The sequence below is a fragment of the Pseudomonas sp. KH_021 genome, from assembly GCF_057838865.1.
The window spans coordinates 4,518,858-4,530,216 of sequence record NZ_CM174477.1 but is presented as its reverse complement, the minus strand read 5'-3'; the positions used below and the strand labels follow the sequence as shown (position 1 = coordinate 4,530,216).

At 55.6% G+C, this 11,359-nt stretch carries 10 protein-coding genes; 6 read left to right on the top strand and 4 right to left on the bottom strand.

What is annotated here, in order from left to right; translation table 11 throughout:
• Nucleotides 1-98 precede the first annotated feature (98 nt).
• A complete protein-coding gene (locus tag AC3IX4_RS20900; RefSeq protein WP_489257288.1) occupies nt 99-443 on the top strand; it encodes a YggL family protein in 345 nt (114 codons plus the stop codon).
• Nucleotides 444-596: 153 nt separating this feature from the next.
• Here AC3IX4_RS20900 and AC3IX4_RS20895 read toward each other — a convergent pair whose 3' ends face one another.
• The 3 genes from AC3IX4_RS20895 to AC3IX4_RS20885 form a co-directional block, all read right to left on the bottom strand.
• Entirely contained in the window at nt 597-4,259 is a 3,663-nt protein-coding gene (locus tag AC3IX4_RS20895; RefSeq protein ID WP_489257287.1) for a transporter substrate-binding domain-containing protein, read from the bottom strand.
• Nucleotides 4,260-4,267: 8 nt separating this feature from the next.
• Nucleotides 4,268-4,894 carry a response regulator gene (locus AC3IX4_RS20890; RefSeq protein ID WP_489257286.1) on the bottom strand — a complete coding sequence of 209 codons (627 nt, stop codon included), beginning with the start codon at nt 4,892-4,894 and terminating at the stop codon, nt 4,268-4,270.
• Nucleotides 4,895-5,174: 280 nt separating this feature from the next.
• Nucleotides 5,175-6,506 (bottom strand): deoxyguanosinetriphosphate triphosphohydrolase, encoded by a 1,332-nt coding sequence (locus AC3IX4_RS20885; RefSeq protein WP_489257285.1) that lies wholly within the window; start codon nt 6,504-6,506, stop codon nt 5,175-5,177.
• 651 nt (nt 6,507-7,157) lie between these two features.
• Here AC3IX4_RS20885 and AC3IX4_RS20880 point away from each other — a divergent pair.
• Nucleotides 7,158-8,429: an aminotransferase class I/II-fold pyridoxal phosphate-dependent enzyme gene (locus AC3IX4_RS20880; protein ID WP_489257284.1), complete on the top strand. Its 1,272-nt coding sequence runs from the start codon at nt 7,158-7,160 to the stop codon at nt 8,427-8,429.
• Nucleotides 8,430-8,438: 9 nt separating this feature from the next.
• A complete protein-coding gene (locus AC3IX4_RS20875) occupies nt 8,439-9,059 on the top strand; it encodes an aldolase/citrate lyase family protein (protein ID WP_489257283.1) in 621 nt (206 codons plus the stop codon).
• A gap of 7 nt (nt 9,060-9,066) precedes the next feature.
• Here the strand turns inward: AC3IX4_RS20875 and AC3IX4_RS20870 are convergent, their stop codons facing one another.
• Nucleotides 9,067-10,134 carry an IS630 family transposase gene (locus AC3IX4_RS20870; protein WP_489256307.1) on the bottom strand — a complete coding sequence of 356 codons (1,068 nt, stop codon included), beginning with the start codon at nt 10,132-10,134 and terminating at the stop codon, nt 9,067-9,069.
• An 83-nt stretch (nt 10,135-10,217) separates the two neighbouring features.
• Here AC3IX4_RS20870 and AC3IX4_RS20865 point away from each other — a divergent pair, with 83 nt between their 5' ends.
• The 3 genes from AC3IX4_RS20865 (at nt 10,218) to AC3IX4_RS20855 (ending at nt 11,303) form a co-directional block, all read left to right on the top strand.
• Nucleotides 10,218-10,439 (top strand): HpcH/HpaI aldolase/citrate lyase family protein, encoded by a 222-nt coding sequence (locus AC3IX4_RS20865; protein WP_489257282.1) that lies wholly within the window; start codon nt 10,218-10,220, stop codon nt 10,437-10,439.
• A gap of 12 nt (nt 10,440-10,451) precedes the next feature.
• Entirely contained in the window at nt 10,452-10,976 is a 525-nt protein-coding gene (locus tag AC3IX4_RS20860) for a MaoC family dehydratase (RefSeq protein ID WP_489257281.1), read from the top strand.
• Between the two features lie 69 nt (nt 10,977-11,045).
• Entirely contained in the window at nt 11,046-11,303 is a 258-nt protein-coding gene (locus AC3IX4_RS20855; RefSeq protein ID WP_489257280.1) for an SDR family NAD(P)-dependent oxidoreductase, read from the top strand.
• Nucleotides 11,304-11,359: the final 56 nt, after the last annotated feature.

Below are 11,359 nucleotides of genomic sequence, written 5' to 3'. Positions count from 1 at the left end.
GTCCGATGCTCCAACCGGCCAGTGGCATGCTTTTTGTCAGGCAGGCGGCGGGCGAAACTGGTAAAGTGCCGCGCGATATTACTCAAGAGGATTGTTTCATGGCCACTAACCGTTCCCGCCGTCTGCGCAAAAAACTGTGCGTTGATGAATTCCAGGAGTTGGGTTTTGAGCTGAACCTGGACTTCAAGGAAGACCTGGCGGATGAAGCTATCGACGCTTTCCTCGATGCATTCCTGAAGGAAGCCATGGAGGCCAATGGCCTGGGCTATGTCGGTGGCGATGACTACGGTCTGGTCTGCCTGTCCAACCGTGGTTCGGTCAGCGAAGAGCAGCGCGCCCAGGTTGAAGCCTGGCTCAAGGGCCGCAGCGAACTGACTAACGTTGAAGTCAGCCCGCTGATGGACGTCTGGTATCCAGAAAAGCCGATCAATTCGGTTGCCTGATGCCTGATGGAGCGGCGCCCAGGCGCCGCTCCTGCTTCACCCCTCTCCCCTGTATCACCCTTCCAACCCTGCCTTTGCCAGCACCATGGCCGGATCAACCGTGTCCAATTGCTGGGCTTTCCAAAACATGCCCCAACGACTGGATAAACGGCCTCATACAGGCGACGCAGTTGCGGCAGCCATGGGCGGAGCTTCGCGCAAATACTGATCGAGTGCAGATTCCAGCGATACCATCGCTTGTGCAAGCACTCGACACTGTAGATTTATGTGCACCCAGTCTTCGTGCTGGGTACAGAGGCTTTCCAACTGCTCGCACGCTTGCTCCAGCGTGTGTGCTTCAACCAGCCGCGCCGCACCCTTGAGTTTATGCGCAAGGTCCTTGAGCCCAGGCACGTCCTTGCGGCAGACGAGTGCACTCAATAGGGCTCGATCCTCCAGGTTGCTTTGCAGCAGTGATTCGAGCAGGCGTCGTTGCATCAGTGGATCTTTGCCCGTCAGGTTATCCAGTGACGTCGCTGAAAAGACGGGTGCGTGATCGAGGCACCTGCCTGGCTTGCGCGAGACCTGCGCCAGTCGTTGACGCAATGTCACCAGGCTCAAGGGCTTTATCAGGCAATCATTCATACCAGCCTCCAGGCATCGCTCGCGCTCGCCAGGTTGCGCGTTGGCGGTGTAGCCCAGCACAGTACAGGGTTTGAGGGCATGCGCCTGCTCATGCTCGCGCAAGGCACGGGTGAGGTCGTAGCCATTCATCACGGGCATATTGCAGTCGACGATCAATACATCGAAATCGCCCCGCAGCCAGTTTTCCAGACCTTGTGCACCGTTCACCGCGGCGCTGTGGCGCAGGCCCAGGAAGTTCAGTTGTTCGGACAGCAGCAGGCGATTGGCAGGGTGGTCGTCGACCACCAGCACGTTCAGGGCCTGATCAGGGGTAGGCAGGGCAGGGGCTATGGGGGCAGGCAAATCACAGGGTTCAAGGCAAGGCACGGTCATGCTGATGTTCACGCAGGTGCCCCGGCCGGGTTCGCTGTCCAGGCTGAGCACACCCTTCATCAATTGGCAAAGATTGCGGCAGATCACCAACCCCAACCCTGCACCGCCGCGTCCGTTCTGGGCGGTATCGACCTGAGCGAAGGGTTCGAACAGCCGCTGCTGGTCGGGTCGACTGATCCCCACGCCGGTGTCGCTGACCTGGATATTGAGGCGCAACTGATCGCGTCCAGGCTCAGGTTCAGGCAGCAGGTTCAGTTTCAGCGTGACGCCACCCTGGTCGGTGAACTTGATGGCATTGCTGACCAGATTGCTGAGAATCTGCTTGAAGCGCAGAGGGTCGATCAGCACATCCCGATTGGCGCGTGGGTCCAGCTCCAGCGCCAGGCTCAGTTGCTTTTGGCGCGCCAGGCCGTCGAATACACGGACCACCGAGCCCACCAGCTCGCCCAGGTGGACCCGCTCGGGGCTCAGGACCATATGACCGGACTCGATACGGGCAATGTCGAGTATGTCACCGATCAATTCAAGCAGATCCTTTGAACAGTTGTAGGCCACTTCAATGGCGGGGCGGTCAAGGTGGCCATAGTCGGCCCGCTGGATGGCCAGTTCGAGCATGCCGATCAAGGCATTCATGGGCGTTCGGATTTCATGGCTCATGGTGGCCAGGAAGGTGCTCTTGGCGCGATTGGCCGCATCGGCCTGATCCTTGGCCTTGTGCAGGGCCTCAATGAGCTGGCGACGTTCACTGATATCGATCCATCCACCAATGATGCCTTGCAGTTCACCCAGCGAATCACGATACGGCAGAATCCAGTGGTAGATGGTCATCGAGCGACCATTGATGTGCATTTGTCGGTCCAGGATCATCGGCTGGCCGTTGTCCATGACGTGCTGATAGTCGGCATGCACTTGCCGGGCACGGATCGAATCAATGGGCAGGGTGTTCAATACGGCCTTGCCGATGACTGCCTCTCTCGTGGTGGAAAAGGCTTGCAGGTAGCTGTCATTGCACATTTGCAGCAGGCCCGCGCGATCGCGCACATAAATGGGGTGCGGGGTGCCGTTGACCAATGCGCGCATGAATTCGAATTGATCGTTCAGCGCGCGTTTGGATTCTTCTCGCAATTTGATCTGCCGGCGCATCCAGGCATTCCAGGCCAGCGAGAGCATCAGCAGGGCAGTGCAGCCGAGCACCACTTGGTAGATTAACCGCTCATGCCCTCGCCAGCCGTCGTTCGCAACGCGATAGCCGCGCCAGCGGCTATTGATGATGCCCAGCTCTTCGGGTGCGATGCTCAACAGTGCCTTGTCGAGAACAGAGGCCAGCGTGGTGTTGTGCGCGGCAGTTGCGAGGGAGAAGCTCGCTTGGTCGGTGCCCAGGGTTGAATTGATGGTGAGTTTTTCTTCGAAGGGTTGGCCATCGATCAAGTGATTGGCGATGACCAGTGCGCTGACGGCACCCTCAACCTGGCCTTGGGCCAAAAGTTGCGCTGCGCTGTAGGCATTGTCGGTTTGCACCAGGGTAATGCCAGGGAAGTGCTGGCGCAGATCGTCGATCAACGGGTTGCCGCGGCCGATGGCCAGTCGTTGACCTGTCATGTGTTCGAGCTTGGCGGGACCTTCAACATGATTTTGACGGGTGAGCAGTACATAGGAGTTTTCCAGATACGGGCGGCCAATGGCCAGTTGGGTGTCATGCTCGGCCGAGGTCGGCGCGGCCGCAATCAGTTCTGCCTTGCCTTGGCGCAGTTGCATGAGCATGTCAGCGACGCTTTCGCTTTTGACAATCTCGAAGCGCAGGCCGGTTCGTAGGCGAATCAGCTCGAGCAGGTCGGCGGTGATGCCGCGCAGGTGGCCATCCTTGTCGAAAAACGTCAGCGGTGCGTACTGTTCATTGACCACCACCCGGACCACCGGGTGCTCGCTGAGCCACTGCTCCTCGCGCCTGGAGAGCTGCAACTTGTGATCGGTCAAGAGAATATCGCTGCCCGCGCTCCAGCGTCGGAAGATGCGCTCGCGGGTCGTTTGAGCAATGGCCTGCAACGTTGCATTGACCATTTCCAGCAGCGCCTGGTTGTCCTGATGCAGGGCAAAGCTGAAACCGATGGGTTCATGGCGGCCAAAATTGGCCATCTTCACATTCTGCAAGTGGCCCTGGTTGATCAGGTAGTGGGTGGAAATAGTGTCGCCCAGAAACACATCGGCTTCTTCGAAGGCCACAGCATTGAGGGCGTTCTGGTAAGAGGGGTAGGTCTGGAGGATGGCGCCTGGGTAGTTGGATCGAACCTCCGCCAGTGGCAAGTAGTGGTAGACCATGCTCAGGCGCAATCCGTCCAGCCCCTCGCTCAATGAGCGGGGTTCGTTCTCCCGGGTCACCAGCACGGGCTGATCGACGGCATACGGCATGCTCAGGCGAATGTCGGACGTATCGGCCTCGAAGCTGTTGGCACTGCCCAGCAGATCGATCTTGCCATCGCGCAATGCCTGTACCGCCGCCTGCCGGCTTTCGAAGCGCTCGACCCGAACTTCAAGACCCACACTTGCCGCCACGATGGCAGCATAGTCTGCGGTCAGGCCTTCATAGTGGCGGCCATTGGAGGTCATGTCGAAAGGCGGGTAGTCGGGTGCCGAGGTCCCCAGCACCAACTCGTTGCGCGCCTGGAGCCAGCGTTGCTGGCTGGCGCTGGGTGTCAGCACCGGGTGATCCGGGCCGGCACGGCTCAGTAGCTGCAGCGAGGTGGTGGCTGGGCTGGCTGCAAGCTCCAGGCACAAGCACATGCCTGCCAGCAGTAGCCAGGCATCTTTGAGTCGGGTGGGCATGCTGACTCTCATACCAGCGCGTTGCGTTTCGCCATTTCGATCAGCTCAACCAGCGAGCTGGCCTGGAGTTTCTGCATCAGTCGTTTCTTGTAGGTGCTGACAGTCTTGTTGCTCAGGAACATGCCTTTGGCTATTTCCTTGTTGGTGCGACCTTGGGCAAACAATTGCAACACCATGAGTTCACGGTCGTTGACGGCCTTGAACAGTTCGATTTCGTCATTGGGGTCGACGTCCTGGCGCACGGTACTCAAGGCTTGGCTTGGGAAATAGTTGTAGCCGGACATGACCGCGCGAATCGCACTCAAAAGCTCGGTCAGGTCTTCTTGTTTGCAGACATAACCAGAGGCGCCCGACTGCATGCATCGGATGGCGAACAGGGTGGGAGACTGGGCCGTCAGCACCAGGATCTTCAAGGGCACATTCATCGCGTGGAATCGCGCCAGCACTTCCAGGCCGTCCAGTTTTGGAATGCTGATATCGAGGATTACCAAGTCTGGCATGCATTCGCGGACCATCTGCATGGCATCCACGCCATTGTCGGATTCGCCGACCACTCGATAACCTTCATTTTCCAGCAGTATGCGAACCGCCAGGCGAATGACCGGATGATCGTCGACGATAAAGACAGAGTTCATTTCAAGTTCCCGCACAGCTGTAAAGAAAAGCCGCACCTTAGCCCAGAAGCTTGATGGGGACATGGGGTGGAAGCGGGTTGGGAGCCATATAGGAATAGTCCTACAGAAAACGAAGTATATGCTTACCAAATTCAGCCGGGATGTAGCGCTGTCAAGGCTGAAGTGACAACTCTTCATGGCTAAAAAACAAATCTGTTTAACCTCTGCAGAAGAGCGTGGGACCTTTCCTACAACGGAAATATTCCACGCTCTTCATTTACGTCGATGGCGTGTGATGTGCTTATTGTGGGCTTGAGCGACCGGTCATTTCCCGGGCCATTTCGGTGGCATAGCTGTCGGTCATCCCTGCGATGAAATCAATCATCCGCAAAAAGGCGGCATGCAGCGGCCAGGACGGGTCGGGAGCGTTATTACCCAGCAGATCGAGGATGCGCTGATTCTTGAATGACAGGCTACGCCCACCGTGTTGCTCCAGTGCGGCGCCGCAAAAGGCGTTGAGCAGGATTTCGAGCGTGGTGTAGGCGCCGATTTCGTGGAGCGTCTTGCGTTTGTCCTGGAAGATTTTCTTGCGCGCCATGTCCTTGGCGCTCAGCACACAGCGCTTGGCCGGGCCGTGCATGTGTTCGACCAGATCGCCCGCCAGGCAGCCTTTGAGCAGCGCCTCTTGTTGCTCGACAAACGCCCGCGCGGCGGCGTTGGTCAGATGCTCGATCGCCTTGCCGCGCAGTATGGCCAACTTGCGCCGCCGGGAATCGCCGGGCCCCAACTGCCGATAGGTTTCCGGCAGATCGTCACCGACCAGCCCCAGCAGCAGTGCCTCGACTTCTGGATAGTCGAGCAGGCCCATTTCCAGACCGTCTTCCAGATCGATCAAGGCATAGCAGATGTCATCCGCCGCCTCCATCAGATACACCAAGGGGTGCCGCGCCCAGCGCTGGTCTTCGAGCTGGGGCAATTGCAGTTTGTGGGCGATCTGTTCCAGCAGTGCCAGCTCGCTCTGGTAGCAGCCGAACTTGTGTTTTTTGTAGCCGAGCGAATCGGCGTGCCTGGCGGTCCAGGGGTATTTCAGGTAAGTGCCTAAGGTTGCGTAGGTCAACCGGGTGCCGCCGTCGAACTGGTGATACTCCAGTTGAGTCAGCACCCGGAAACCTTGGGCATTGCCCTCGAAATTAAGGAAATCCAGGCGCTCGGCATCGCTCATGGCGTCCAGCCAACCGCGTCCTGCGGCCTGCTGGAACCAGTGGCGAATGGCATCTTCGCCGGAGTGCCCGAAAGGCGGGTTGCCAATGTCGTGAGCAAGGCAGGCGGACTGCACCACCATGCCCAGGTCACTGGGTTCACACCACTGTGGCAGCCGGTCGCGCAAGGTTTCACCCACGCGCATGCCCAGAGAGCGGCCAACGCAGCTGACTTCCAGCGAGTGCGTCAGTCGGGTGTGAATATGGTCGTTGCTGGACACCGGATGGACCTGGGTCTTGCGGCCCAGCCGGCGGAAGGCGCCAGAAAAAATGATCCGGTCATGGTCTTTGTGAAATGGGCTGCGCCCCAGTTCTTCGGGGCTGTGCAGGGATTTGCCGAGGCGTTCGCGGGTAAGCAGGGTTTGCCAATCCAAGGCAATTCTCCATGACGTGGGCTAGATGCTAGCTTCACGCGTTGGGGCGGCTGGTGCAAGGGTGCCGGGGCTTGGCGCAGGCGTCACTCTTAATAAAGGGGCGTGGTGTGCCGGAATGCCAGACCATCGCCCCCACAAGGGTTTCATCGTGCGATGTCTTAACTGACTGGCATTAGCCATTACATTCGATGTTATTTTGATCAGTTCCAGTACTTGATGAACAACGCGGAAAGTATATACGCCCAATAAAAGTAAACTTCTCGCGCCGGCTTACCCCGTCGGCCTTTCAGACATGACTTAGTTGTTTGGATAGCTGAATGCGTAAAATTTCTCTGGTGCGGTTCAATGAGTTATCGATATTCAGGTAAAAGTTCTTACAGAAATTTCATTCAAAAATTTCGGAATTTTTGCTATTGCTGAATGAATTTAAATGTGAAAGGCTAATCGTATGGATCGATTTGTGCGATTGATCTGTAATGGCTAGGTGGATGAGGGCCGGAGAAGAACCGGAAAGTATCTGAATAGCTCAGGATGTTGCAGTCATGCTTTTGGCCTCGTGGAGAAAATCTCTCCTGTTGTGGCTTGATAGTCTTCGAGTGGTAAATGGTCGAGTTAGGCATACAGAGGTCAGGGTGTTCGCTGGCCTGTTAAATGGGCTTGTCGTGCTTTACAGTGAGGTGGTTTATGTCAGAGCAAAAAAACAAGTACATAAATACTGCTAGGTCCGTAGAGATCGGAAATCCATCTTGGATGCTTGCGCAAGATTCGGGGTTAACCGATTTGAGTATAAGGCATCTGCGGGGAGGGCGGATGCAAGATCAGAATGGTCATGTGTTCATGAATATGTGCTCTTGTTCATATTTGGGCCTCGAGACCGATGAGCGTCTGGCGCGACGTGCTGCAGAGTATGTGTTGAGTTGCGGTACCGTGAATTTGCCTACGTCACGTATAAGAATAAGGTTGAAAGAGCTCGATGAGCTAGAAGAGGCCTTGTCTGTTCATTTCAACTGTCACGCATTCACTGCGACCTCCTGCAGTGCCGGCATCGTGGCGTCTTTGCCTTTACTGGCCGCGGGCATCTTTACTGATGGTCAGCGCCCTTTTTTGATTTTTGATAAGCATGCCCATTTTGCGCTAAATCAGGTTAAAGCCATTTGTGGCGATGAAACGCAGGTTGTCACCTGTAATCACAATGATGTCGAGTTCATTGAGGATATGTGTAAGCGCCACCCGCTGGTCGCCTATGTAGCCGACGGTGCTTATAGTATGGGAGGTAGTGCCCCTATCGAGCGCCTGCTGGAACTGCAGGAAAAGTATGGGTTGTTTCTTTACTTTGATGATTCGCACTCATTGAGTGCTTACGGCGAACGGGGTGAGGGATATATTCGTACATTCATGCCCGAACTCAATCCAAGAACAATGTTGGTTTACTCACTGGCCAAGGCTTTCGGGGCCAATGGTGGTGGCATATTCATGTCGGAGCATGCTAACTATCGGGAGATTTTCCGGCGCTTCGGTGGGCCGATGTCCTACTCGCAGTATGTCAATCCCGCCACCATCGGTGCGGCGATGACTTCCCTGGATATTCATAAGACTTCTGAGCTGGGCGTGTTGCAAGAAAAGCTAAATTCCAACATCCGCCTGTTCGACAGCTTGTTTGCGACTGAATATGCGGGTTCTGGTTTGCCGATTCGGGTTATTCCTCTGGACAGTCCAGACATGGCGGTTGGCGTTTCAGAGGGCGTCTTTAAACGTGGGTATTACACTTCAGCTGTCTTCTTCCCCATCGTGGCGAGGAACAAATCAGGTTTGCGCGTGATGATGCGTGCCGACATGTCACATGACGATATTCGGGAGTTCTGCGCCGTTGTTCGCGCCGAGATCGAACATGCCCGACTGAACCTGCAACCTGCCTGCAACTGAGAAAATGCGATGACCAAGCCCATACCGAGAAGTTTATTGTATTGCTCCGCGCTGAACCCAGAGCAATACGCCAAGAGCGCCTTGACGGATGTCATGGTGATTGATCTGGAGGACGGTGTTCCGCACTCACAAAAAGTCAAGGCCCGATTGTGTGTCGAGCATTTCTATCGTTCACACGTCTCACAACGCACGGCACTGCGTATCAATCCTCTGCGTCAAAACGAAGGATTGCTCGACCTATTGCTGGTGCAGTCGCTTGCACAACGCCCCGAGTTCATTGTTATGGCGATGACCGAAGCGGCTGCCGAGATAGACGTAGTTCGCGCCAATCTGAGTTGTGATGGAAAAAGTCCAAAAATACTGGTCACTGTCGAAACTCCTGCCTGTCTGCGAGACGTTTATGCCATTGCATCCTGCGCCGATGGATTGATTTTCGGGTCTGCCGACTACGCGGCCAGCTTGGGTGTGCAAATTGGCGGCTGGAGCAACATCTTGCATGCACGAGGCAGCATCGTTGCGGCCGCTAGCGCAGCGGGTATTCCCGCATTCGACACCGCGTTCTTCAATCTAGATGACGAGGCGGGGCTGCTGAAAGAGTGCCTGGACACTAGTGTGCTGTCTTCGAAATAATTTATCCCTATGGTACGGCCTCAAGTGCCTCGCGAGCTCGTTGGATTTTGCTCAAAATCTCCTCGCCTTTCGCGTTCCAAACGTACCGGGTCGGCTGAGCATTTCTTAGTGCCATGAACGTTGTTATCGAGGATTCCAACTCGCGCACCGAGGCAAAGCTACCGTCTCGTAGATACACCGTGATGTCTCGGAAAAATCGTTCGACCATGTTCATCCAAGAGCTGGACGTCGGTGTGAAGTGCATATGGAAACGCGGGTGCTTCGCCAGCCAGGTTTTCACGGCGGCGTGCTTGTGCGTCGCATAGTTATCGACGATCAGGTGAAGCTGGAGATTCTTGGGGGTCTGCTTGTTGATCTTCTTGAGGAAGGACAACCACTCTTGATGACGGTGTTGACGTTCGATGCTGCTGATCAATTTTCCCTGCAGATAATCCAGCGCAGCGAATAATGTAACCGTGCCGTGGCGGGTGTAATCATGTGATTTCGTCTGGATGTGGCCGATGCCCAGAGGCAATCCAGGCTGCGTGCGTTCCAAGGCCTGCACCTGGCTTTTTTCGTCGCAACACAGCACCAATGCCTTGTCCGGCGGGGCCAGGTAAAGGCCGATAACATCCCAGAATTTCTGTTCGAACTGCGGATCGTTTGAGAGCTTGAAGGTGCGAGTCAGATGAGGCTTCAAGTCATTGGCAGCCCATAACTTATGGACCGTACTCGAAGAAATCCCGACCGCTCTCGCCATACTCCTGCAGCTCCATCGCGACTCGCCAATGCGAGGTTTCGTGACCTGCTCCAAGACGCGGCGGACAGTATCGGCAGGCAGCGACGACTTGCGTCCACGACCTGGTTTATCAATCAATCCGTCGAGCCGGAGCAACTGAAAGCGTTGGCACCAGTTGGTGACTGTCGGGAGAGAAAACCCAGTCAGTCGTGCAATCTCTTCCCGTGTTTCGCCCTGTGCTGCAAGCAGCACAATGCGTGCTCTACGACCTTCACGCTGGGGAATGGTGGCGGAGCGAACGCGCCGGTTCAGTTCGGCCTTTTCTTCGGAGCTAAGCGTAATGTCCAGTGCGCTCACCTGAAGCTCTCCAAGGGGGAAATGACACCTGAAGTGTAGGTGAAAAATTAGAAAAGCTATTTCGCAGACAGCACACTAGGGAGTTGGGCTTCAGTGGTAAGACGGCTATACATCCACGGCAGATATCCACGATCAATGATGCCTTCACTCCAACCAGTGCTGAATACGAGCATGCCCTAGCAGTCGTGCAGGCTGCGGAAAACAGCGGTGAAAAAATCACAAAGCTAAAAAATCTCATGGTGGGACCGCCGTTTGTGAAGCAAGCCAGAAAATTGATCCGGCGCGCCCAAGAACTGGGTCTTTGAGGAGAAAAATTTATGGAACCGATGATTCTAGCGCATGAGCGAATCGGTGCTAATCGTTACCGTGAATCTTATGGCCTGCATTATGAGGAGTTTATCGTAGGCGATGTGTTCGAACACCGCCCCGGCCGCACTGTGACTGAGCTGGATAACATATGGCAGTCGTTGGTGAACATGAATAACCATCCTGCGCATATCGATCTTGCTTATGCGCAACGTACTGAGTTCGAGAAGTTGCTGGTCAACAGTTCGGTGACGTTGTCGATTGTCAGTGGTATGACGGTTGCGACAATGAGTGCACGGGCTATCGCGAACTTGGGTTGGGACGAAATTCGCCTGCCAAATCCGGTCTATGTTGGCGACACCTTGTACGCCGAGAGTGAGGTGGTCTCCAAGCGTGAATCCAAGTCGCGTCCAGGTCAGGGTATTGTCACTATCAAAGTTATTGGCCTCAAGCAGTGTAACACTCCGGTGATCACCTATTTGCGCACCTTTTTAGTTCCCAAACAAAGCCATTCCCAAGGCTACCCCATCGGATAGGGCGCCCGTTTACAAAGAAATTTCAGTCACAGAAAAATAACGGAAGGATGCCATGAGCAAGCTGCACTCGTGGGTATGACCCGAGCCGCAGCCCGGGAATATGCGCCCTTTGGCATTCGTATAAACGCAGTGTGTCCCGCGTTTGTCCGCACGCCACTATCGGTTGGCATTCTGGGAGGCGACCTGGAGGCAGTTGGCCGCTTACACCCATTGAACAGAATTTGCGAGGCAGAAGAGGTCGCCAGCGTGGTTTATTGGTTGAGCACTCAGGATGCGTCGTTTGTTACCGGGATTGCGATGCCGGTGGATGGGGGCACTCAAGCATGAGTGCTGTCGGCTTGAGAAAGGATGGACTCCGAAAAGCCTATAAGGAATAAAGAAAA

Coding starts and splice junctions, on each gene's coding strand:
- AC3IX4_RS20860 (WP_489257281.1), top strand. CDS start 10,452: ATGGAACCGATGATTCTAGCGCATGAGCGAATCGGTGCTAATCGTTAC.
- AC3IX4_RS20880 (WP_489257284.1), top strand. CDS start 7,158: ATGGGCTTGTCGTGCTTTACAGTGAGGTGGTTTATGTCAGAGCAAAAA.
- AC3IX4_RS20895 (WP_489257287.1), bottom strand. CDS start 4,259: ATGCCCACCCGACTCAAAGATGCCTGGCTACTGCTGGCAGGCATGTGC.
- AC3IX4_RS20875 (WP_489257283.1), top strand. CDS start 8,439: ATGACCAAGCCCATACCGAGAAGTTTATTGTATTGCTCCGCGCTGAAC.
- AC3IX4_RS20890 (WP_489257286.1), bottom strand. CDS start 4,894: ATGAACTCTGTCTTTATCGTCGACGATCATCCGGTCATTCGCCTGGCG.
- AC3IX4_RS20900 (WP_489257288.1), top strand. CDS start 99: ATGGCCACTAACCGTTCCCGCCGTCTGCGCAAAAAACTGTGCGTTGAT.